Origin of the sequence: Candidatus Thiothrix sulfatifontis (assembly GCA_022828425.1) — a bacterium.
Taxonomy (GTDB): Bacteria; Pseudomonadota; Gammaproteobacteria; order Thiotrichales; family Thiotrichaceae; genus Thiothrix; species Thiothrix sulfatifontis.
This window is the reverse complement of the sequence record CP094685.1, coordinates 2295002-2316830: the sequence shown is the minus strand read 5'-3', so window position 1 is coordinate 2316830 and position 21829 is coordinate 2295002. Positions and strand designations below refer to the sequence as shown.

General features: G+C 53.0%; 23 protein-coding genes. 20 read left to right on the top strand and 3 right to left on the bottom strand.

The window, feature by feature from the left end:
• Positions 1 to 34 precede the first annotated feature (34 nt).
• Positions 35 to 1402: a tRNA (N6-isopentenyl adenosine(37)-C2)-methylthiotransferase MiaB gene (miaB, locus tag L3K52_11660; GenBank protein UOG90853.1), complete on the bottom strand. Its 1368-nt coding sequence runs from the start codon at positions 1400 to 1402 to the stop codon at positions 35 to 37.
• A 153-nt stretch (positions 1403 to 1555) separates the two neighbouring features.
• Here miaB and L3K52_11655 point away from each other — a divergent pair, with 153 nt between their 5' ends.
• The 9 genes from L3K52_11655 to dapE all read left to right on the top strand — a co-directional run bounded on the left by L3K52_11655 (position 1556) and on the right by dapE (position 8749).
• A complete protein-coding gene (locus L3K52_11655; GenBank protein UOG90852.1) occupies positions 1556 to 2263 on the top strand; it encodes an SH3 domain-containing protein in 708 nt (235 codons plus the stop codon).
• A 75-nt stretch (positions 2264 to 2338) separates the two neighbouring features.
• A complete protein-coding gene (gene tgt / locus L3K52_11650; protein ID UOG94001.1) occupies positions 2339 to 3448 on the top strand; it encodes a tRNA guanosine(34) transglycosylase Tgt in 1110 nt (369 codons plus the stop codon).
• An 80-nt stretch (positions 3449 to 3528) separates the two neighbouring features.
• Positions 3529 to 4653, top strand: a complete 1125-nt coding sequence (locus tag L3K52_11645) for a hypothetical protein (GenBank protein UOG90851.1) — start codon at positions 3529 to 3531, stop codon at positions 4651 to 4653.
• A 4-nt stretch (positions 4654 to 4657) separates the two neighbouring features.
• Entirely contained in the window at positions 4658 to 4894 is a 237-nt protein-coding gene (locus L3K52_11640; GenBank protein ID UOG90850.1) for a hypothetical protein, read from the top strand.
• A gap of 7 nt (positions 4895 to 4901) precedes the next feature.
• The gene (locus tag L3K52_11635) at positions 4902 to 5354 is read left to right on the top strand and encodes a hypothetical protein (GenBank protein ID UOG90849.1); all 453 of its coding nucleotides are present in this window, start codon (positions 4902 to 4904) and stop codon (positions 5352 to 5354) included.
• 23 nt (positions 5355 to 5377) lie between these two features.
• A complete protein-coding gene (gene cysG / locus L3K52_11630; GenBank protein ID UOG90848.1) occupies positions 5378 to 6817 on the top strand; it encodes a siroheme synthase CysG in 1440 nt (479 codons plus the stop codon).
• A gap of 3 nt (positions 6818 to 6820) precedes the next feature.
• Positions 6821 to 7246 (top strand): S24 family peptidase, encoded by a 426-nt coding sequence (locus L3K52_11625; GenBank protein ID UOG90847.1) that lies wholly within the window; start codon positions 6821 to 6823, stop codon positions 7244 to 7246.
• Positions 7243 to 7590, top strand: a complete 348-nt coding sequence (locus L3K52_11620) for an ArsC family reductase (GenBank protein ID UOG90846.1) — start codon at positions 7243 to 7245, stop codon at positions 7588 to 7590. Before L3K52_11625 ends, L3K52_11620 begins: the two co-directional genes overlap by 4 nt.
• Positions 7591 to 7606: 16 nt before the next feature.
• Positions 7607 to 8749, top strand: coding sequence for a succinyl-diaminopimelate desuccinylase (gene dapE / locus L3K52_11615; protein UOG90845.1), 1143 nt, complete (start codon positions 7607 to 7609; stop codon positions 8747 to 8749).
• A 14-nt stretch (positions 8750 to 8763) separates the two neighbouring features.
• Here dapE and L3K52_11610 read toward each other — a convergent pair whose 3' ends face one another.
• Complete coding sequence (locus tag L3K52_11610) at positions 8764 to 9192, bottom strand: DNA-binding protein (protein UOG90844.1); 429 nt, start codon at positions 9190 to 9192, stop codon at positions 8764 to 8766.
• Positions 9193 to 9553: 361 nt separating this feature from the next.
• On the opposite strand from L3K52_11610, the gene lptD reads away from it, so the two are divergent.
• The 4 genes from lptD (at position 9554) to L3K52_11590 (ending at position 13970) form a co-directional block, all read left to right on the top strand.
• On the top strand, positions 9554 to 11740 hold the full coding sequence (lptD, locus tag L3K52_11605; GenBank protein ID UOG90843.1) for an LPS assembly protein LptD: 2187 nt from the start codon (positions 9554 to 9556) through the stop codon (positions 11738 to 11740).
• On the top strand, positions 11733 to 12335 hold the full coding sequence (locus tag L3K52_11600; GenBank protein UOG90842.1) for a SurA N-terminal domain-containing protein: 603 nt from the start codon (positions 11733 to 11735) through the stop codon (positions 12333 to 12335). Before lptD ends, L3K52_11600 begins: the two co-directional genes overlap by 8 nt.
• Before the next feature lie 9 nt (positions 12336 to 12344).
• Entirely contained in the window at positions 12345 to 13340 is a 996-nt protein-coding gene (gene pdxA, locus L3K52_11595; GenBank protein ID UOG90841.1) for a 4-hydroxythreonine-4-phosphate dehydrogenase PdxA, read from the top strand.
• A gap of 219 nt (positions 13341 to 13559) precedes the next feature.
• On the top strand, positions 13560 to 13970 hold the full coding sequence (locus tag L3K52_11590) for a hypothetical protein (GenBank protein ID UOG90840.1): 411 nt from the start codon (positions 13560 to 13562) through the stop codon (positions 13968 to 13970).
• Positions 13971 to 13977: 7 nt separating this feature from the next.
• Here L3K52_11590 and holA read toward each other — a convergent pair whose 3' ends face one another.
• Positions 13978 to 15006 carry a DNA polymerase III subunit delta gene (gene holA / locus L3K52_11585; protein UOG90839.1) on the bottom strand — a complete coding sequence of 343 codons (1029 nt, stop codon included), beginning with the start codon at positions 15004 to 15006 and terminating at the stop codon, positions 13978 to 13980.
• Positions 15007 to 15122: 116 nt separating this feature from the next.
• Between holA and L3K52_11580 the strand changes: the two genes are divergently transcribed.
• The 7 genes from L3K52_11580 to L3K52_11550 all read left to right on the top strand — a co-directional run bounded on the left by L3K52_11580 (position 15123) and on the right by L3K52_11550 (position 21765).
• Positions 15123 to 16043, top strand: a complete 921-nt coding sequence (locus tag L3K52_11580; GenBank protein UOG90838.1) for a peptidoglycan-binding protein — start codon at positions 15123 to 15125, stop codon at positions 16041 to 16043.
• 65 nt (positions 16044 to 16108) lie between these two features.
• Positions 16109 to 17629 carry a DUF853 domain-containing protein gene (locus tag L3K52_11575; protein ID UOG90837.1) on the top strand — a complete coding sequence of 507 codons (1521 nt, stop codon included), beginning with the start codon at positions 16109 to 16111 and terminating at the stop codon, positions 17627 to 17629.
• A gap of 121 nt (positions 17630 to 17750) precedes the next feature.
• On the top strand, positions 17751 to 18224 hold the full coding sequence (gene aroQ / locus L3K52_11570) for a type II 3-dehydroquinate dehydratase (GenBank protein UOG90836.1): 474 nt from the start codon (positions 17751 to 17753) through the stop codon (positions 18222 to 18224).
• Positions 18211 to 18669 carry an acetyl-CoA carboxylase biotin carboxyl carrier protein gene (gene accB / locus L3K52_11565; protein ID UOG94000.1) on the top strand — a complete coding sequence of 153 codons (459 nt, stop codon included), beginning with the start codon at positions 18211 to 18213 and terminating at the stop codon, positions 18667 to 18669. Before aroQ ends, accB begins: the two co-directional genes overlap by 14 nt.
• A gap of 35 nt (positions 18670 to 18704) precedes the next feature.
• Entirely contained in the window at positions 18705 to 20051 is a 1347-nt protein-coding gene (accC, locus tag L3K52_11560; protein ID UOG90835.1) for an acetyl-CoA carboxylase biotin carboxylase subunit, read from the top strand.
• Positions 20051 to 20932 carry a 50S ribosomal protein L11 methyltransferase gene (prmA, locus tag L3K52_11555; GenBank protein UOG90834.1) on the top strand — a complete coding sequence of 294 codons (882 nt, stop codon included), beginning with the start codon at positions 20051 to 20053 and terminating at the stop codon, positions 20930 to 20932. The genes accC and prmA overlap by 1 nt, the downstream gene beginning before the upstream one ends.
• Positions 20933 to 21087: 155 nt before the next feature.
• A complete protein-coding gene (locus tag L3K52_11550; GenBank protein ID UOG90833.1) occupies positions 21088 to 21765 on the top strand; it encodes a DUF3426 domain-containing protein in 678 nt (225 codons plus the stop codon).
• Positions 21766 to 21829 lie beyond the last annotated feature (64 nt).

The window sequence follows — 21829 nt, the reverse complement described above, 5'->3', positions numbered from 1 at the left end:
GGGGTAACAATGCAAGTTTTACGCCATGAACTTGCTACGGGTTAATACGCTCCATCACCATCCGCCCAACTTCGCTTTCCACCGCGACGATTTCGCCACGCAGGGAATTGGGTTGGGCTTCGGTGATGCGCACATCCACAAACCGACCAATCAAATTCGGCTGCCCGTCAAAATTCACCACGCGATTATTCTCCGTGCGCCCCGCCATTTGCTCATGCTTGCGGGAGGGGCGTTCCACCAACACCCGTTGCACCGTACCCACCATTGCTGCGCTGATGGCGTTGGCTTGCGTCAAAATACGGGTTTGCAAGTGTTGCAAGCGGTCTTTTTTCACCGATTGCGGCACATCATCCGGCAAGCTCGCGGCGGGTGTACCGGGGCGTTGGCTGTAGATAAAGCTGAAACTCAAGTCGAAGTTCATCTCTGCAATCAGCTTCATGGTATCGGCAAAATCCTGCTCGGTTTCGCCGGGGAAGCCAATAATGAAGTCGGATGACAAGCTCAAATCCGGGCGAATCTTGCGCAATTTGCGGATTTTGGCTTTGTATTCAATCGCCATGTGATTGCGCTTCATCGCCATTAAAATCCGGTCAGAACCGCTTTGCACGGGCAAGTGCAAATGGCTAACCAATTCCGGCACATCCGCGTACACCTCAATCAGACTGTCGTTGAATTCATTGGGGTGCGAGGTGGTGTAACGGATACGATCAATCCCGTCCACCGCTGCCACCAAGGTGATCAGCATGGCAAGGTCAGCAATCGAACCGTCGTGCATTTTGCCGCGATACGCATTCACGTTTTGCCCCAGCAAATTGACTTCGCGCACGCCTTGCGCCGCGAGTTGCGCCACTTCGGTAATCACGTCATCAAAGGGACGGGAAATTTCTTCGCCACGGGTATAAGGCACGACGCAGAACGTGCAATATTTGCTGCACCCTTCCATCACCGACACAAATGCGGTGGAGCCTTCGGCACGCGGTTCCGGCAAGTTGTCGAATTTTTCGATTTCGGGGAAGGAAATATCCACCACCGCATGGTGTTCGGTGCGGACTTGGCGAATCATGTCCGGCAAGCGGTGCAAGGTTTGCGGGCCAAACACCACATCCACCACGGGCGCACGTTGCCGCAAGGCATCCCCTTCTTGACTGGCGACGCAACCGCCTACACCGATAATAATATTGGGATTTTTATCTTTGAGCTTTTTCCAGCGCCCTAATTGTGAGAACACTTTTTCCTGCGCTTTTTCGCGGATCGAACAGGTATTCATCAGCAGCACATCGGCTTCTGCGGGGTTGTCGGTGAGTTCCATGCCCTGCGCATGATGCAACACGTCCAGCATCTTGGCTGAATCGTATTCGTTCATTTGACATCCGTGGGTTTCGATAAAAATTTTGCCTGCCATTGTGTCCGTTCTATCCGTCGTGAAAGCGTGGGGAAACGCACTATTATCCGCGCTCTACCGAATACAGACAACTTTTCATAAAAAACAGGCTAAAATTGTGGGTGTAATGCCCGCGATGGGCGCTTTAATGAACAGAAATCGTAGGAATACATTATGAAAACAGCTTCATTCTTTTCAGCATTGGCCTTAGCGCTGGCGCTCAGCGTCTCCAGCGTACAGGCTGCCAGCGATGTGTACGTGGTCACGGGCGTGACAGCGGGCGAATTCTTAAACATGCGGGCTAACGCTGGCACGGGTAACAGTGTTGTCGGCAGAATTCCGTATAACGGTCAAGGCATTGTGACCACGGGCGAAGAGAAAAAAGTCGGTGGCACCGTCTGGGCAAAAATTTACTGGAATGGCGTAGGTGGCTGGGTCAGCAAACGTTATCTATTGCCGGAAGATCAAGCTGCAAGCGCACCACCCGCGCCAACGCCAGCACCTGCTGCACCACCTGCGGTTATTGTCCCGCCAGTAAAAGTCCCTTCTAATGTCACCCCACCGCCTGCAAAAGCCGCCAGCAATATCTTGGTGTGCAGCGGTACTGAACCTTTCTGGGGCATCGAAGTAACTGATACCAATTTAAGCGTGAATATGATGGATGGTCCACGCTATAGCGTCCCTGTGACTTTCCGCCAAACGTCGGCGAATAACGCCACCATCGCGGTAATTGCCGGAGTCGCCGGTACGAATAATACCCAAGCGTTCATGCAAAAAGTCAGCAGTTGCAGCGATGGCATGTCGGATACCAAATACCCGTATAGCATTACAGCGGTGTTGAATAACCAGCAGGTCGTGTCAGGGTGCTGTCGGGTGCAGTAACAACATAGAAAAAGGCGGAGATCATCGGTACACTCCGCCCTTTTCTCTTCTGTGCAAGGAATCCCCATGCCCCACATGCAGTTCGACCTGCTCACCACCGACGGCAATGCGCGGCGCGGTCGCCTCACGTTTCCGCGTGGCACGGTAGAAACCCCCGCCTTTATGCCGGTTGGCACGTATGGCACGGTCAAAGCCATGACCCCCGAAGAACTGCAAGGCATTGGCGCAGAAATCATCCTCGGCAACACCTTCCACCTAATGCTGCGCCCCGGCACGGAGATTGTGCAATTGCACGGCGATTTGCACGGCTTTATGCACTGGGAAAAACCGATTCTCACCGATTCTGGCGGTTTCCAAGTGTTTTCACTCGCAGAAATGCGCAAGATTTCCGAAGAAGGCGTGCGCTTTCAATCCCCCGTCAATGGCGCAAAAGTGCTGATGACCCCGGAATCGTCCATGCAAGTGCAGCGTGAACTCGGCTCGGACATCGTAATGATTTTCGACGAATGCACCCCCTTCCCCGCCACGCCCGACGAAGCCCGCCATTCGATGGAGCTTTCCTTGCGCTGGGCAAAACGCAGCAAAGATGCACACGAGGGCAACCCCTCCGCCCTGTTTGGCATTGTGCAAGGCGGCATGTACGAAGACTTGCGCAAAACTTCCGCCCATGGCTTGCTCGACATCGGTTTTGACGGCTACGCGATTGGCGGTTTGTCGGTCGGTGAACCCAAAGACGAACGCGATAAAGTGCTAGAATGCACCCTGCCCGAACTCCCCACTGACCGCCCACGTTACCTCATGGGCGTCGGCAAACCCGAAGACATTGTGGAAGGTGTCCGGCGCGGGGTGGATATGTTCGATTGCGTCATCCCCACCCGCAATGCGCGTAATGGCTTTTTATTTACCCGCTACGGCACATTGAAAATCCGCAACAGCCAATACCAGCACGATACCCGCCCGATTGACGAGCAATGTGGTTGTTACACGTGCCAGCATTATTCCCGCGCCTACCTACGCCATTTGGACAAATGCACCGAAATTTTGGGTGCGCGACTGAACACCATCCACAATCTGTACTACTACCAGGAATTGATGCGCGGTATCCGTGCAGCGATTGCAGCGGGGACGTTTGCAACCTTCGTGCATGATTTTTACGCCTTACGCACCAAGACTGAGGATTGCTGACTACCACAACAGGGTTATTGGCATCCCGACCGCCTACCCCGATAATCTTGACATATTCCCTAGGATAATCGGTACACCCCTTGCAGCTTTCCAACGAAGACAACCTGCGGCTCAATGTCCTGCTTGCCCAACCGCTGCAAGCCGTGCGCATTAACGAGTCCACCATGACCGTCCACGCCCTCACCGAGCGGGGCGAAGCGAAAGTGCGCCTCAACCCCACCGCGCGGGACGAGCAATACCTGCGCTGGGTACGCGAATTGCTCTCCATGAAAGTCACCGGCTCGCCCGGCGGCTACCCGATTTTCCTGAAACGCTGGACGCGCATGGGTCACGCCCGCAATAACCTCGACCAAATGCTGCTCCTTGGCGAACCCGAAGCCGTCGCCGCCGTGGTCTACACCCCCGGCTTAACCCACGACATCGCGAAACGCGCATGGTGGGCAAGCCCCAGCGCCACCAACGCCCGCTGTTTGTTGGAAAACCCCGAAGTCGTCAACGGCGAACTTGGCAAAGAACTCACCGCCTACCTACTCGAATTCCTGCCCTTCGAGGAAGTGCAACTCGACGTGGTAGACACCGTGCGCCTCTGCCTGCAAGGTGAACTGCTATCACCTGCCGAACGCAGCAAACTTTGGGAACGCGCCAAACGCAAAAACCCGTTCTACATCGGCTTCCTGCACGCTGACCCCACCTACATTCCCTTGCCCGACAAGCCGCATCGCCACCATGCCGACCTCACCGCGCAACTGGCAACGCTGTTGGAAAATGGCAACCCCTACGCCCAAGCCCTCAGCCAAACCCTCGATAGCGCAGGGCAAAATTGGCTACGCGCCCTGCAACTCGCGCTCGAAAAACCCGTCGATCAAGAAGTCGTCATCTCCTTATTCATCGCTATCGACAAACGCTTCCCGCTGCCGTTGCCGGAATCGCGCGGCGTGCGCGACCTAAATACCGCCCTGCAACGCGCCGAACAGTTTTGCCACGCCGCCGATGACTGCCCAGCCGACGCAAAAGCCGTGCGTGACACCTTGAATCCCGACACATTGCCCCTATTTAAGGCTATGTTAATACTCGCGCAAATGGGGGAAGATTCCCTCATTCCGTATTTTGGCGGCAACGATTCGGTCGGTTCAGTGATGCGCAAACGCCTCGAACCCTTGATCAAACCCTTGCTGGCGCAAACCACCCTTTTACTCTTGAGGTAAATCCATGCCCTACTACGTGTTCAAAATCACCCAACCCAACCCGATGATCAAAAATCTGGACATGCAGCAAGCCTGCGAAGCCTATCCAGAAGCGCGTGAACTGGCTCGCAGCCTACGGGCGCAACAAGAACCGGGTGACAAAGCCATCGTCAAAATCGTCTTCGCCGCCAGCCTTTTAGAAGCCGAAGAAAACCTGCACGAAACCCGCGAAAAGCCCATCCTGATGGAATGGGAAAAGTAAGCCGCGCATGGATGAAGACCAATACCGCACGGTTTACCGCGAAGTTAACGCCAACCGCTGCGTGTTCGAGAAAGCGTTGAATAACCGGCGGTGCGATTGCAGCCGCCACGAGCGTTTCCTGCTGGCGAGCCGCGAAGCCGTCGGCTGTGTATCAGAGGCGAGTCTGGCCAATTGCGCGGTTTTTTTGGAGACATTGCGCGAAAAATCCCGCTTTGCGCTGCGCGAAACCCTGATTGATGGCCCGTTACCGCACAATAAGGAGCTCAAAGTGCAAGCAGGCGGCACTTTAGCCCTGCAACAGCACCTGCTTCCTGAGCAAATAGCGGAAAAAACGGTGCGCGACATCTACGAATTGGTCAACATTGCTTTGTCAAAATACGGTAACATTGCTGATTTCCCGTATGGCGAACTCGTTAAAGGTGTCGTCCACTACGAAAGCCGCCCCAAACGTGGCAAATAAACATACCCAGTTTTAGGTGATTAATGGATCGTTTTCCTGTTTTTCTTGACCTGCACCACCGTCAATGCTTGGTCGTCGGCGGTGGCAAAGTAGCCGAACGTAAAGTCGACAGCTTGATTAAAGCAGGCGCAATTGTGACATTGGTGTCGCCGTTCATCACCGCAGAAATGGCGATCACCATCAGCGGCAATAAGGTCAAGCATTACACGCGCCTGTTTGAAGACAGCGATATTGACGGGCAGTTTTTGGTGGTAGCTGCCACCAATAGCCCCAACGTGAACGCGCGGATTGCACGCATGGCCGAAGAACGCAATATGCTGGTCAATGTGGTGGATGATGCGACCGTTGGCAATTTCATTATTCCCTCGGTTGTGGATCGTTCGCCCGTAATAATTGCGGTCTCAACCGGCGGCGCATCCCCCGTATTGGCGCGGCAATTGCGGATGCGGCTGGAAACCATGATTCCCCCTCAGTGCGGCGAGCTGGCGGGTATCACCGAAGAATACCGCGATATTGTCAAAAAACACCTGCCTGAGAACCAGCGCAAAGCCTTCTGGGAAAAAGCGCTGAAAGGCACATTTGCCGAACTGGTATACGCCGGGCATGTCTCTGAAGCTCGCCGCTTGTTGGAAGAGATGTTAGCCACCTACCCGCACGGGCAAACCATGGGCGAAGTCTATTTGGTCGGTGCTGGCCCCGGCGACCCGGATCTGCTTACTTTCAAGGCATTACGCCTCATGCAGCAAGCGGATGTAATGGTTTATGACCGCTTGGTTTCCAAGTCGATTCTGGACATGGCGAACCAACGCGCCGAACGCATTTACGTCGGCAAAGAAAAAGCCAGCCACGCCGTACCGCAAGATCAAATCAACGACTTGCTGGTGAAACTTGCCAAGCAAGGCAAGCGCGTCTTGCGTCTGAAAGGCGGCGACCCGTTCATCTTTGGGCGCGGCGGCGAAGAAATCGAAACGCTGGCGGAAAACGGCGTACCGTTCCAAGTCGTTCCCGGCATTACCGCCGCTTCAGGCTGCTCGTCTTACGCAGGTATTCCATTGACGCACCGCGATTACGCGCAATCCTGCACCTTTGCCACCGGACATTTGAAAGACGGCAGCATCGACCTGAATTGGGCGCAATTGTCGCAACCCAATCAAACCGTGGTGTTCTACATGGGCTTGACCGGCATCGAAGTGATCAGCCAGCAATTGCAAGCCTTCGGACGTTCCGGCGACACGCCAGCGGCATTGGTCGAGCAAGGCACGACCCGTAATCAGCGCGTTCACATCGGCACGATTGCCACCTTGCCGCAATTGGTGAAAGACAGCGGTGTCCGCGCCCCCACCCTCACCATCATCGGCGAAGTGGTGCAGTTGCATAGCAAATTGCATTGGTACGAGCCGCAACGCCACGTCATTGCCAGCGAATTCAGCCTCGATCACCCTGTCGCCCCTGTGGAGGTATAAGCCATGTCCGAAACCCGTATCAGCGTTGAAACCTTCAAGCAAAACTTGAACGCCGTCGCGCAACCCGATTTCAAGCACAATATGAGTTCCGAGGGGAATTGTTCCGAAAACGAACCCTACGCCATGCAGGTCATCGACGACAGTATGCAGCCGGAATTCGCCAAAGGTTGCGTGATCGTGATCGACCCGACCGGCATTGTGCGTGACGGCGCGTATGTGTTCGCGATTGACGACAAAGACGAATACATTTTCCGCCAATTGCGCATTATCGAAGGCAAATACATCCTCGTTGCTCTGAATGAGGACTACGAAGCGATTGAGATCAGCGGCATGAATCGCATCGAAGGCGTGATTACCCAACGTTCAGCGGGCAGTTATCGCCCACCGAACGGCAAACGCCGCACTTACCACAAGTGGTACGACAAATGACCATCCTGTACGGCATCCCCAATTGCGACACCGTGAAAAAAGCCCGTGCGTGGCTGGGCGAGCGCGGGATCGAATACACTTTCCACGATTTTCGTAAGGATGGCGTGAATCCGGTATGGTTACGTGCATGGGTAGCAGAGTTCGGCTGGGAAACGCTGGTCAACCGCAAAGGCACAACTTGGCGCAAACTACCAGAAGAAACCCGCGACAACATGGATGAAGCGATTGCGTTAGCGGTGATGGAAGAATTGCCGTCGATCATTAAACGTCCGTTGCTCGATATGGGGTCGCGGCATGTGGTGGGCTTTTCGCCGGATTCTTACCGCCAGCTTTTTCAAAACTAAAACACGAGATTCTTTGATGTCCGCTACTCTCGATCTTGCTATCGACCTGATCTCACGCCCCTCCGTCACACCACTGGATGAAGGTTGCCAGCAATTATTAGCTGATCGCCTTGCGCCGCTGGGCTTCGTTGCCGAACACCTGCGCTTTGGCGATGTGGATAATATTTGGCTGCGCCGTGGCACGACCTCTCCCGTGTTTTGCTTTGCTGGGCATACCGATGTTGTTCCAACAGGGCCATTGGAGGCGTGGGATAGCCATCCGTTTCAGCCCGAAATTCGTGATGGAATGCTCTACGGGCGTGGCGCGGCGGATATGAAAGGTAGCATTGCCGCATTCACGATTGCTTGCGAAACCTTCGTGCGCGAAAACCCTGAGCACCAAGGCTCGATTGCGTTCCTGATCACCAGCGACGAAGAAGGCCCTTCCATCAATGGCACGGTCAAGGTCATGGAAGTGCTGGAGCAGCGCAACGAGAAAATCGACTGGTGCTTGGTCGGCGAACCCTCCAGTACGTGCTGCGTGGGCGATGTGGTGAAAAACGGGCGGCGCGGTTCACTCAATGGCGTACTCACCGTGATTGGGCAGCAAGGGCATGTGGCGTACCCGCATCTGGCAGACAACCCCATTCATCGCGCCGCGCCTGCGTTGGCGGAATTGGTGAGCATCGAATGGGACAAGGGTAACGAATTTTTCCCGCCGACCAGCTTCCAGATTTCCAATATCAAAGGCGGAACGGGTGCGAGTAATGTGATTCCGGGGACGCTGACAGTGGAATTCAACTTCCGTTTTTCAACGCAACAGACTGAAATGGGCTTGCGCGAATGTGTTGAGGCGATTTTCAACCGTCACGGGCTGAAATATGCGCTGAAATGGACGCTTTCGGGCAATCCATTTTTGACAGCACGCGGGGATTTGGTCGATGCCAGCGTTGCAGCGATTCAAGCAGTGAGCGGGCAAACCACCGAATTATCCACCGCAGGCGGCACCTCCGATGGACGTTTCATTGCGCCAACAGGTGCGCAAGTCATGGAACTGGGGCCGGTCAATAAAACCATTCACAAAATCAACGAATGTGTCGCTGTGGATGATTTGAACGCGCTCACGATTATTTACCAAAAAATTCTGGAACGTTTATTGGTGGAAGACGCGCCGGGCTGACGCCCGGCCTCATCTTATTTGAAGGTTTTGCGAGGTCGGCCGCGTTTCCGCTGCGTTATCTGGCCTTCTTCCAACTCTGCGTTTGCCCAGTCCGTTAAGCTCTTATGGATATGCTCCGCGACCACTTGCAAGCGATCTTCTAAAGCCGCCCTGAAAAAGGCTTCACGCTGTTCACTGGCACGCAGTGCTTCGCGTAGCTCACGCACCTCATCTTTATAATTAACATCAAGTTCTTCGAGCTGACTGCGCAACTGGTTGATCTTGTGCGTTAACTCTTCCCGAATTTTGCGCTTTTCATCTGCCGCTTGTGTTCTCACATCGGCAAGGGTGCTGGAAGTTGCACCTTTGGGGCGTCCTCTGCCGCGCTTATTCATCGCATCGTCTGTCTGCATGGATGTGTGACCTATTTCGTTATCATCGCTGTTGCTTTGTAAAGTCGTCATGCTGGGCATCCCGTTCGTATAATCCGCAGTTCTCACTTTTTTTCCCTCACAAGAACGCATTGAAGTGATTTCTTGATTCTGACCGTAGAGTCATTATTATCTGAATAAATATTCTACATTTCAAGATGATATTTGAAATTTATTCAAAAATAAATAATTTTATTCGTCAAAATAAAATCGTAATACCACAGGCGGTGCAAGGTGCAGTCGCCTTTATAAATTGATTTGTCGCAAGTACCGCTAGGTTACACTTTTTTTTGTTACGGTTTCAATTAAAAAGCGCGGTCGTGTAGGATATTTCTCATTGAGTCTGTACCCAGAGTGTGCGATGTTAGTGCGCTTTAAATGCTGCACGGAAAGCATGAGAACTAGATTACAACAGCATTTCTTACTGAGCACCCTGTTGGTATTGGCGTGCAGCCCCACCGTGGTATTGGCGCAAACCGGGTGGATGGCATGTCCTGTGCCCACGGTAAACACTGGCAACGGAACAACTCAACGCCCCGGTAATCTGCCCCCACAAGCGGTTTACATTGAAGCTAACACTGCGTTATTTCGCGGCGAAGGTATTTCAAGCATGAGCGGTAATGTGCATATTTCCCAAGAAAATAAACAATTAACCGCAGATCAAGCCAGCTACACCCAACCAGCAGGCATTATTACAGGCTCCGGCAACGTCAGTTTTAGCAGCGATGCCATGCAGGTGCGCAGCCAACAACTCCGCTACAATTTGCTGCAAAATACCGGCGAAATGCTGGCAGCAGAATATGACTTGTCGCAAGCCGATGGCCAAGGCTTCAGCAAACGGGTGGTGCAAGAATCGCCAGAATTAACCCGCTTAGAAGATTCCACCTACACAACCTGCCCAGTCGACAATCCCGACTGGAGCTTGAATGCCAACACCATTTATCTGGATCACCGCCAAGAACGCGGTAACGCTCGCAATGCCACCTTGAAAGTGCGCAATGTTCCCATTATGTATTTGCCGTATTTCTCGTTTCCACTTACCGATGCACGTAAATCTGGCTTTCTGTGGCCAGCCATTAGCACGAATGAGCGCTCCGGCTTGCAACTCAGTGCGCCCTACTACTGGAATCTTGCTCCTAACTACGACCTCACATTAACCCCAGCGCTACTGAGCAATCGCGGGTTGCAACTGGGCACAGAATTCCGTTACTTAACCGAAAAACACCGAGGCGAAGCTTCCTATGTGTTACTGCCAAATGACAATGCCAGTGACCAAAACAACCGTTACTATTTCAATGTTCACAATGACACCCGCCTGAGCACTAAATCCAGTTTGCAACTGAAAGCAGAAGGGGTTTCCGATGATCAATATTTCGTTGACCTGGGCAATTCACTCGCAGCCACCAGCGTAGTCAATTTGGAACGGCGCTTAAAATACCAGACTGCGGGTCAACACTGGTCGTTTTCAACCCTGTTACAAGACTACCAAGTATTGGATGGCGGCACTGCGCCTCATGCCCGCTTGCCGCAATTGGTCATGCGCTACCAACCCCCGCAAATCAACAATGGCTTAAATCTCGATGCAGAAGCCGAATACACCAACTTTAGTGGCAGCACCACCGAAACCAATGGCACGCGCTTCGATGTCACCACTCATGCCAGCAAGCGTTTCAGCACCGAAGCCGCTTACGTAAAACCTTCGCTGACACTGCGCCATACGCAATACCAGCTCGATGACGCTACCGATGCTCAAATCAGCCGCACCGTACCCAGTGCCAGCATCGATGCGGGATTGTTTTTTGAGCGTGACATTAAGCAAGGGCGCTATGTCCAAACGCTGGAACCGCGCTTATTTTACACTTACACACCTTACCGCGATCAAAGCAGTATTCCGGTGTTTGACTCCTCTGCGCGTAGTTTAAGCTACAGCCAATTGTTTGCCGAAAACCGCTTCACCGGCAAAGATCGAATCGGCGATGCCAACCAGCTCACGGCTTCGGTATCGACGCGGGTGCAATCCCCCGCAGATGGGCGCGAATTGTTCCGTGCCAGCATCGGGCAGGTATACCATTTCGATGAACGCAAAGTGACCCTCCCAGATGAAGCACCGTTGCAGGGCAACCGCTCCGAACTCATTTTGGAAGCTGCCGGAGAAATCAACCCACGCACGCGTCTCAGCACCACTGCGTACTGGGACAGCCAAGAAAACGCGGTTAATGCCGGGGAAGTAAGGGTAAACTACAAAGATGATAAAAAGCGCATTCTCAATGTCGGTTATGCGCAACGCAAAGACAGCTTTGAGTCTGCCAATCTTTCACTTTCCGTACCCGTCAACGAGAATTGGAAAGCGGTGGGCGCCTGGGAACGTGATTTGCAAAATGACCGTAACCTTGAAACCGTGATCGGTGCCGAATACGAAAATTGCTGCTGGAAAACCCGCGTCGCCAGCCGCAATTACTTACTTCCCGACAACACCACGCAAGACAACGCGCTGTTTGTCGAGTTTGAACTAAAAGGACTGGGCAACTTTGGCAGTGGTACGCGTGACCTGCTACAAAATCGTGTGTATGGCTATGAATAAATTAACATTTTTCCCATTAATCAGCGCTGCGGTCTTAGCGATGTTATTGACTGCTCAACCCGCACAAGCTGAAAATGCCACGCCGCTGGATCAAATTGCGGCGGTCGTAAACAGTGATGTGATCATGATGAGCGAAGCACAAGCACGCGCTCAACGCTTACGTGCAGCGAATCAAACCGCAGCAAGCCTTGCCGCGCCTGCCCTGCTTAAACAAGCCGTCGACAACCTGATTCTGGAAAAGCTGCAACTTCAGCAAGCCGATGCTGCCGGAATCCAGATTGATGACGTCACCCTGAACAAAATGATTGCCACGATTGCACAACGCAATCAATTGAGCCTGCCTGCATTCCAGCAAGCCTTGCAGCAGGAAGGCATTGATTACGCAGATTTTCGCGAGCAAACCCGGCGCAAACTCATGGCGGATGCATTGCGCAAACGTGAAGTAGAACGGCGCGTGCAAGCCACTGCCACTGACCCCGCCGCTGCTGACGCGCAAGCCGAGGAACAGTTTCAGACATGGCTCCAAGAATTGCGCAATGCCGCTTATGTGGAATACCGCATTCCGGTGGAAAATAGCGGTCTGACACTGCAATAGGCGAATACCATGACAAGCACTCCGTTGCGCATTGCTATCACGGCTGGCGAACCTGCCGGTATTGGCCCTGACATTATTCTGACCTTGTTGCAACAACAGCAATGGGCGGCGGATTTGGTCGTCATTGCTGATCCCACAGTATTGCACGATCGTGCTCAACAATTAGGCATCAACCTGCACTTACGCCCCTACACCCCGACTGAGGCGCAACGCCCGTGCGTGGCAGGCGAATGCTTTATTTTGCCGGTGACGTGCGCTGCACCAGTCACCACGGGTGTTCTCAACCCAGCGAATGCTGACTACGTGTTGCAAACCTTGCGCCATGCGGCATCCGGCTGCCTGAGCGGTGAATTTGCGGCGATGGTGACAGCACCGTTACACAAGGGCGTGATTAACGATGCAGGCATTCCATTTACCGGACACACCGAATTTCTGGCGGAACTGACCGGGGCATCCTTGCCAGTGATGATGCTGACGGCGGGAACGTTGCGGGTAGCGCTCGCGACGACGCACGTTCCCTTGAAAATGGTCAGTGGTTTAATTACCCAGCCTTTACTGGCAGAGGTGCTGACCATCTTGCATCACGACTTGCAAACCCAGTTTGGCATTGCTGATCCGCATATTCTGGTGTGCGGCTTAAACCCACACGCGGGCGAAGGCGGGCATTTGGGGCGGGAAGAGATTGAGGTAATCACGCCGGTTATCCAACGCTTATGCCAACAAGGAATGCGCCTGAGCGGGCCATTACCGGCGGATACCTTGTTCACCCCTCGGCATTTGCAAGGCGCGGATGCGGTGCTGGCAATGTATCATGATCAAGGTTTACCCGTGCTCAAGTACGCCGGATTTGGTAAAGCGATTAACATTACCTTGGGCTTGCCGATTATTCGTACTTCGGTGGATCATGGCACGGCCTTGGATTTGGCGGGAACCGGCAAAGCAGAAACCGGCAGTTTGCGTGAAGCCATTGATCTGGCGGTGCAATTAGGCAGAAATCGCGCATAAAAAAGGGCATCCCGAAGGATGCCCAACCGCTAGGAGGATATAACCATCACCTGACTTGTATGAAGTGTTGCTTATATCGTTCTGATGGGATTACTGATTAGTCGTGGCTTAATTTGTATTGGTTCATGATAATATTCACATGTTCTTATGATTAGAATATAACCGAATACTAATATATATCCCACAACAAAGCAAGTTTTTTGTCAAGAGGTTTATACCATGTCCAATAAGCAACAATTGTTGATTATCATCACGCTGTGCGGCGGCTTGGCGTTGCTGTGGTTTTTCAAGCAAAATCCGGCACTCAATAACCTGAATGCGGCGTTGCAAGCCGATGCCAAGTTGCAAGCTTACCCCTACACATTTCGCACCGTCAAAATCGAAGGCGACGTTGCCACGCTGACCAGCCCGCGTTCACCCCAAGTATCCGTGCTGCAATTTTTACAGATTGCCAAGCCGAATCTGGATACCAGCAACCCTGACAGCCCGCCCATGATTGCCGCGCAAAAAGAACTCGCGCAAGTGCAAGAACAAGCGGCGGACATTGCCAAAGCGCAACCGGGCATTAAAAGCGTGCAATGGGAAATTGACCGCAGTTGGTACGCCAGTCACGGCATTATCGTGGAATAAGCATCACTCAAACGGGTAATTCGCGCCCACCCAGCAACAGTGCCAAATCCAATAGTTCATCCCACAAGCGTTGGGGGTGGCGCGAAACGTCTTGCCCCACGCCCTTGCTGTGCTGATCCAACCGCGCTGCCATCGCAAACAACCGCTGCCAATCCGCATTCAACAATCGCCGCAATGCGGTTTGAAATAGCCCTTGACGTGTTTTAGGCATTCGCATCAGCAAGGCTTGATTGGACACATTGTTGCGCACATTTTCACACCCCGCGTAAAGCTGGCGCAGCAAATCTGCCAACGCCCACACCAATAGCGGGGTGGCGGTTTCTTCCTCTTGCAAGACCAGCACAATGTGGCGAATCCGGCGGGCATCTTGCGCCAAGATTGCTTCCGCCAGATCAAAGACGGTGAAACGCGAATTATCTTCCACCACCGCCATAATGTTCGCTGCCGTCAGCGGACGACTGCCGTACAGCAAGAACAATTTGCCGATTTCTTGCACGGCTGCCAGCAAGTTCCCCTCAACCCGCTCGGTGAGGTAGCGCACCGCCTCACTATCCGGTTGCAAGCCCGCTTGTTTCATGCGCCGCGCTATCCACGCCAAGGTTTGCGCGGGGGATAAATCCCAGACTTGTACCGAAACCCCCAGTTGCTCGACTTTTTTCACCCATGCGGCACTTTTACACGCTTTATCCAACCGCCCGGTCTGGAGCAGTAAAATTTTATCCGTGGGTAAATGCTCAAGGTAATGCTGCAAGGCTTTCGTGCCCGACTGCCCGGCTTTACAGGTTGCCAAACGCATATCGAGTAATTTTTTATCAGAAAACAGCGACAACGCCCCCGCCGCGTCATACAACGTCCCCCAGTCGAATTGCGCATCGACGGTCATCACATCACGTTCGCTGAAACCCTTTGCTGCCGCCGCTTTGCGAATCGCATCAGCGGTTTCCATCACTTGCAATGGCTCATCCCCACTGATCAGGTAAACCGGGGCGAGAGTATGGCGAAGGTGGTCTTCAATCTGTTCAGCACGGACTTGCATAGGCGTTATAAAGTGACACAAAAAAGAAAATACTAGCATATCAGGCTTTTTGCGCGGTTTTTGTTTAGAATCCACCCCTGAATTTATTCCCGTTGCTGATTACCTTGAAATAAACCATGAAAATCATCCATTTTTCCGTATCGCTATTAACCACTATCGTGTTCATTAGTGCGCCTGTTAGCGCTGAACCCGCCCCGCAAGACGCAATTTGTGCATCACAAGTATTAGCGCCTGCATTGTTTCGCCCCAGTACAGCGGCGGTTACTGTTTACGAATCCAGCACGCACTACAGCACTACCCCGGTTCAGATCGGTTACGGCGAGCGCAAGGTAAAAATAGCCGATGCATACGTTGAGTACGACATCATTCCCGCCAAATTCGGCGAAGTGACCGAAACCATCGAAGTCGAACGCGAACGGATAGAACTCGAAACACTGCCCGCCACTTACCGCACCGACACCAAGCGCATTAAAGTCAAGTCAGCGACCCAGCGCTGGAATCCCAACTGCCCAGCAATACAGACAGCCGACAATAACTCAACAAAAAACTGCTTACTAACCGTACCGGCAGAATACACCACCGTCACCCGTGAAGTGATTGACAGCCCGGCACGTACCGTCAAGCGCGTCATCCCCGCGCGTACTGAAACCATTACCCGCAAAGTGTTGCTCGAACCTGCCAAAGCCGTCCGTCGCGAAATCCCTGCGGTTTACACCAGCGTTAAATTAGCCAAAGTCGAACAGCCCGCTAAAGTCGTCACCACGCAACAACTTGCCAAAACCCAAAACATACCCGTGGAACAAACGGTGCGCTCAGAATTGGTGATCGCCATGCCAGCTTTGTGTGAAGCCTCTGTCAGCCCCGCGACCATCGAAAAATTGCAACAGCGCCTGCAACAACAAGGGTATTACCAAGGCACACCCGACGGTGTATTAGGCCCGAAAACCCGCACCGCACTGACCCAATACCAAGAAGCGCACGGCCTTGCCAGCGGCGCAATTACCCTTGAGACCTTGCGAAAACTACAGCTTCAATAGAGACTTGCGGCGCTTTCCTGTTAAACTCAATACAATCTAAAAATAGTAGAAATGAAGGAGTCATCATGTCACAACCGAGCGGAATCCTGATCGGCAAGGGCGAAGAACAAGTTTTCCTGAACCCACGCTTTGCCAATCGCCACGGCCTGATTGCGGGTGCAACCGGCACGGGGAAAACCATTTCCCTGCAAGTCTTGGCGGAAGGATTATCCCGCATTGGTGTGCCGGTGTTCCTAGCGGACATCAAAGGCGACCTCACCGGCATTAGCAAACCCGGCAACCCGCACCCCAAAGTGGATGAGCGCGTCGCTAAAATTGGCATTGACGATTTCCGCTTTGAAGGCTGCCCCACCGTCATTTGGGATTTATCCGGGGAACGTGGGCATCCGGTACGTGCCACCATTTCCGACATGGGGCCTTTGCTGCTGGCACAACTGCTTGAATTGAATGACACCCAAGAAGGCGTATTAAACATCGCGTTCAAAGTGGCGGACGAACAAGGCATGTTGCTGCTAGATCTGAAAGATTTACGCGCCATGCTGCAATACCTCGGCGAAAACAGCAAAACCTTTAGCAATACTTACGGCAATGTCAGTTCCGCCTCCATCGGCGCGATTCAACGCCAATTGCTGGTGCTGGAACAACAAGGTGCTGACCAATTCTTCGGCGAGCCTGCCTTGGATTTGTGGGATTTCATGCGCACCGGGGCAAACGGTTACGGCAATATCAATATCCTCGCCGCTGATCGCTTGATCAATACGCCGCGCTTGTATGCCACATTCCTGCTGTGGTTGTTATCTGAACTGTTTGAGAACTTGCCCGAAGTCGGCGATATGGAAAAGCCGCGCCTCGTGTTCTTCTTTGACGAAGCGCACTTACTGTTCAATGGCGCATCCAAGTCACTGGTGCAAAAGGTTGAGCAAGTCGTCAAGCTGATCCGCTCCAAAGGTGTGGGGATTTACTTCATTACCCAAACACCGCTGGACGTGCCGGAATCCGTGCTGGGGCAACTCGGCAATCGCGTGCAACACGCACTGCGGGCATTCACGCCGCGTGACCAAAAAGCGGTGCGCACGGCTGCCGAAACCTTCCGCCAAAACCCGAATCTCGACACCGCTGAAACCATTATGCAAATGGGTGTGGGCGAAGCGCTGGTTTCGGTCTTGGATGACAAGGGCATTCCCACCGTCGTGCAACACACCCTTATCCGCCCGCCGCAATCACGGATTGGCTCACTCACGGAAGAAGAACGCAGCGAGATTTTGCGCACCAGCCCGTTTGCAGGGCGTTACGACAATCTGGTGGATCGTGAATCGGCTTACGAACTGTTGCAAAAACGCGCTGTCAGCGCTGCCACCGAAGCGGCTGAACAGGAAGCGGAAGCCGCCGCACAAAAAGCCGAACGGCGTACTAACAGTGGGGCGCGTCGCGTTGCCGACCGTGAACCTGAGGCCGACAACTTATTGGGCAGTATTGGCGAAACCTTCATGAAAAATGCGGTGAAAGCGGCAACCTCCAGCGCGGGGCGACGCATCGGCACACAAATCGTGCGCGGTTTGCTCGGCTCATTATTCAAAGGACGCTAGGCAACACCCTTAACACTTGGGCGTGATAAATCCAGCATTTTCGCGCCCAATTGCTGCATATCGCCGCCGTTCGGTGTAGAATCTCATGGTTTTACGGTTTCGAGAGTAAAGGCAGATTTCAATGGCAAGCATTCTTCTGCTCAATGGTCCCAATCTGAACTTGCTAGGCAAGCGTGAGCCGGGGCATTACGGTACTATGACATTGGCTGATATTGAAGCGCGTCTGATAGCATTAGCAGACCAGCAACAACAAACACTGCATTGCTATCAGAACAATTCCGAGGGTGCTTTGGTGGATCGCATTCACCAAGCCATGACGGAACAAGTCGATTTCATTCTCATCAACCCCGGTGCTTACACGCATACCAGCATTGCGCTGCGGGATGCTTTGCTGGGGGTCGCGATACCGTTTATCGAAATACACTTGTCCAATGTACACCGGCGAGAACCTTTCCGTCATCACTCGTATCTATCGGATATAGCCGAAGGCGTGATCTTGGGACTCGGTACAATGGGCTATGAACTCGCACTGTATGCCGCTATACAGAAACTCAACAAACACGACAGAGCATTAACCCATGATGGACGTTCGTAAAATACAAAAATTAATCAGCTTGCTGGAAGGCAGCGATGTCGCCGAAATCGAAATCAAAGAAGGCGAAGACTCGGTACGCATCAGCCGCGTGAACTCCGGCATGACACTCGCTTCAGCGCCGCAACAATACTATGCACCGCAGCAACACCCACAAGCGATGGTATCCACACCCATTGCCGCTGCTGAGCCTGTTGCGCCGGTAGCACCGTCCGGTCACGTGGTAGAATCACCGATGGTCGGCACGTTCTACCGCGCCTCCTCACCGACCGCGAAAGCCTTTGCCGAAGTCGGGCAAAGCGTGAAAGTCGGTGACACCTTGTGCATTATCGAAGCCATGAAAATGCTCAACCAGATTCAATCTGACGCATCCGGTGTCATCAAAGCCATCTTGGTTGAGAATGAACAACCTGTCGAATTCGGGCAGCCGCTGTTCATCGTTGAATAATCATTGCGCTTGGCTAACACCTTCGAGGTGACAACATGTTGAAAAAAGTACTGATCGCAAACCGGGGCGAAATTGCCCTGCGTATTTTGCGTGGTTGCCGTGAACTCGGCATTAAAACGGTAGCAGTGCATTCCACGGCTGACCGCGACCTGAAACACGTGCGTCTGGCGGATGAATCGGTGTGTATCGGCCCACCCCGTTCCATTGACAGCTACCTAAACATCCCCGCGATTATCAGCGCGGCAGAAGTCACAGGCGCAGATGCGATTCACCCCGGCTATGGCTTTTTGTCTGAAAACGCCGATTTTGCCGAGCGCGTCGAATCCAGCGGATTCATTTTCATTGGCCCGCGTGCGGACACCATTCGCCTGATGGGTGACAAGATTTCCGCAAAAGACGCGATGATTGCCGCTGGTGTTCCGTGCGTCCCGGGTTCTGAAGGCGGCACGCCCGAAGACCCCGAAGAAATCCTCAAAATGGGGACGCGCATTGGCTACCCATTGATCGTCAAAGCTACGGGCGGTGGCGGTGGTCGCGGGATGCGCGTGGTGCATTCTGCCGACGAACTGGTGGCAGCGGTGAGCTTGACCCGTGCCGAAGCCAAAGCCGCGTTTGGTAACGACGTGGTGTTCATGGAAAAATTCCTGCAACGCCCGCGTCACATCGAACTGCAAGTATTGGCGGATTCCCACGGCAACGCGATTCACCTGTGCGAACGCGATTGCTCGATGCAACGCCGTAACCAAAAAGTGGTGGAAGAAGCCCCTGCCCCCTTCATTACCGCAGAACAACGCGCCCGCATTGGCAACCGTGTTGCCGAAGCCTGCCGCAAAATCGGCTACCGTGGTGCGGGTACGTTTGAATTTCTGTACGAAGACGGTGAATTCTATTTCATCGAAATGAATACCCGTTTGCAGGTTGAACACCCCGTCACTGAACTGATTACCGGCGTGGATTTGGTGAAGCAGCAATTGCTGATTGCCTCCGGTGAAGTGCTGGCGTTGCGTCAGGAAGACATCAAGGTCAACGGTCACGCGATTGAATGCCGTATCAATGCCGAAGACCCGCAAACCTTTGCACCGTCACCGGGTAAGATTACCCGTTATCACGTACCGGGTGGCTTGGGTGTGCGCGTGGATTCGCACATTTACGCCGATTACAGTGTACCGCCCTACTACGATTCCATGATCGGCAAGCTGATTGTCCACGGGCAAGACCGCGAAACCGCGATCAATCGGATGCACGGTGCACTCAGTGAAATGGTCATCGAAGGCATTAAAACCAATATCCCGCTGCAAACCCGCATTATGGAAGACCCCGCGTTCCGTGCCGGTGGTGCTGATATTCACTACCTCGAAAAAATGTTGGGAATGCACAAATAATGAGCTGGCAACAATTGGTTTGTCATACCACTTCCAAACATCAGGAAGTGGTCGTGGACACAATGGAAGCCGTGGGAGCGGTTTCCATTACCTGGCAGGATGCGGAAGATGACCCCATCCTTGAGCCACGTCCCGGCGAAATGCGCTTGTGGAACAATCTGGTGGTCACGGCATTGTATGAGGAAGATACCGACCTCAATTCCTTGCAGTTACTGCTGGAAACGCGCAAAGCCGACTGGCAAATCGAATCCGTGCTGTATGAAATCGTCGAAGATCAGCCGTGGGAACGCGCTTGGATGGATAGTTTCCAGCCCATGTGCTTCGGTAAACGTTTGTGGATTTACCCCAGTTGGTTTGAAATCCCCGACGATGACAGCGTAAAACTGCTGCTCGATCCCGGTTTGGCGTTTGGCACGGGTACGCACCCGACCACCGCGCTGTGCCTTGAGTGGTTGGATGGGCAGGATATGACAGGGCTGGATGTGCTGGATTACGGTTGCGGCTCTGGGGTACTCGCCATTGCAGCACTCAAGCTGGGCGCGAAACATGCCGTAGGCACAGACATCGACCCGCAAGCATTGCTGGCTACCCAAGACAATGCCGAACGCAACAGCATTGATCCGGCGCTGTTGCATACCTGTTACCCCGAACAATTGCCTAAGCAAACGTGGGATGTGGTCATGGCAAACATTTTGGCAGGGCCATTGGTGGAACTTGCGCCCGCGTTATTGGCGGCACTGCGCCCCGGTGGGAAATTGGTGTTGTCGGGTATTTTGGCAGAACAAGCCGCCGCGATTACGCAAGCTTACCAAGCGTCATTAGATGAATTTTCGCTGGTGCAAAAAGAAGATTGGCTACGGGTCACGGGTGTGCGCCGCTAGTCTGTATTTTTTGTCCAACTACGCGACTGGTGATATTTTCTCTCGCCTAAACTAAACATTTTTGCCAAACAACAACTAGAATAAAGCGATTAATCAAATGGCGCGGAGTCATGTATACACAGTGTAACCACTGCAACGCGATTTTTCGCGTTACCATGAAAGAATTAACAGCAGCCCAAGGGTTGTTGCGCTGTGGTGAATGTGACAACATTTTCGACGCGATGAAAAGCTTAAGCCAAACACTGCCCGAAGAGCGCCGGTTTGCCAAATTAAGCACCGCTACCGCTGCTGACCTTACCGATATTCCCCCACGACTCAAAACTGGTCGCCCTGCTTCGCGCCCATTATTCCAGTGGTCTTGGCCTAAACCAAGACCGAGCATCTGGAAGGCAGTGCTTGTCAGCATATTGCTGGTATTATTGCTGTTGCAAGTGCTTTACAACAGCCGTCATTGGTTGGCACAACAACCGCTTACCGCTGCATTGACCCAAAAGGTGTGTGGTTTCGTGGGGTGCAACCTTACCCAACCGCGTGATATACGCAAAATTGATTTACTAAGCCGCAATGTTTATTCACATCCCAATACCCCTAAAGTTCTGACGATCAGTGCATCCATCCAAAATGAAGCCGTATTCCCCCAACCTTATCCCATGATTGAAGTCAGTTTTTTGGATCAAAACAATAAAGTTATCGCGTTGCGGCGTTTTCCACCTGAAGAGTACGTACCCCATTTCAAGGGACAACTCATGCCTATTGGCGAACCGGATGAATTATTGCTCAATATCACCGACCCCGGTGACACAGCGGTGCGCTTTCAGTTTCGCTTTATGTGAATAAAAAGGTGTAAGCGCATAATTTTTTTGATAAAAATCCGAAAGAAATACGAAAGTTCTGTTT

Bases quoted from the DNA above. Each gene is read 5' to 3' on its own strand.
- miaB (UOG90853.1), bottom strand. From the start codon at position 1,402: ATGGCAGGCAAAATTTTTATCGAAACCCACGGATGTCAAATGAACGAA.
- L3K52_11655 (UOG90852.1), top strand. From the start codon at position 1,556: ATGAAAACAGCTTCATTCTTTTCAGCATTGGCCTTAGCGCTGGCGCTC.
- tgt (UOG94001.1), top strand. From the start codon at position 2,339: ATGCAGTTCGACCTGCTCACCACCGACGGCAATGCGCGGCGCGGTCGC.
- L3K52_11640 (UOG90850.1), top strand. From the start codon at position 4,658: ATGCCCTACTACGTGTTCAAAATCACCCAACCCAACCCGATGATCAAA.
- L3K52_11635 (UOG90849.1), top strand. From the start codon at position 4,902: ATGGATGAAGACCAATACCGCACGGTTTACCGCGAAGTTAACGCCAAC.
- cysG (UOG90848.1), top strand. From the start codon at position 5,378: ATGGATCGTTTTCCTGTTTTTCTTGACCTGCACCACCGTCAATGCTTG.
- L3K52_11625 (UOG90847.1), top strand. From the start codon at position 6,821: ATGTCCGAAACCCGTATCAGCGTTGAAACCTTCAAGCAAAACTTGAAC.
- L3K52_11620 (UOG90846.1), top strand. From the start codon at position 7,243: ATGACCATCCTGTACGGCATCCCCAATTGCGACACCGTGAAAAAAGCC.
- dapE (UOG90845.1), top strand. From the start codon at position 7,607: ATGTCCGCTACTCTCGATCTTGCTATCGACCTGATCTCACGCCCCTCC.
- L3K52_11610 (UOG90844.1), bottom strand. From the start codon at position 9,192: ATGACGACTTTACAAAGCAACAGCGATGATAACGAAATAGGTCACACA.
- lptD (UOG90843.1), top strand. From the start codon at position 9,554: ATGAGAACTAGATTACAACAGCATTTCTTACTGAGCACCCTGTTGGTA.
- L3K52_11600 (UOG90842.1), top strand. From the start codon at position 11,733: ATGAATAAATTAACATTTTTCCCATTAATCAGCGCTGCGGTCTTAGCG.
- pdxA (UOG90841.1), top strand. From the start codon at position 12,345: ATGACAAGCACTCCGTTGCGCATTGCTATCACGGCTGGCGAACCTGCC.
- L3K52_11590 (UOG90840.1), top strand. From the start codon at position 13,560: ATGTCCAATAAGCAACAATTGTTGATTATCATCACGCTGTGCGGCGGC.
- holA (UOG90839.1), bottom strand. From the start codon at position 15,006: ATGCAAGTCCGTGCTGAACAGATTGAAGACCACCTTCGCCATACTCTC.
- L3K52_11580 (UOG90838.1), top strand. From the start codon at position 15,123: ATGAAAATCATCCATTTTTCCGTATCGCTATTAACCACTATCGTGTTC.
- L3K52_11575 (UOG90837.1), top strand. From the start codon at position 16,109: ATGTCACAACCGAGCGGAATCCTGATCGGCAAGGGCGAAGAACAAGTT.
- aroQ (UOG90836.1), top strand. From the start codon at position 17,751: ATGGCAAGCATTCTTCTGCTCAATGGTCCCAATCTGAACTTGCTAGGC.
- accB (UOG94000.1), top strand. From the start codon at position 18,211: ATGGACGTTCGTAAAATACAAAAATTAATCAGCTTGCTGGAAGGCAGC.
- accC (UOG90835.1), top strand. From the start codon at position 18,705: ATGTTGAAAAAAGTACTGATCGCAAACCGGGGCGAAATTGCCCTGCGT.
- prmA (UOG90834.1), top strand. From the start codon at position 20,051: ATGAGCTGGCAACAATTGGTTTGTCATACCACTTCCAAACATCAGGAA.
- L3K52_11550 (UOG90833.1), top strand. From the start codon at position 21,088: ATGAAAGAATTAACAGCAGCCCAAGGGTTGTTGCGCTGTGGTGAATGT.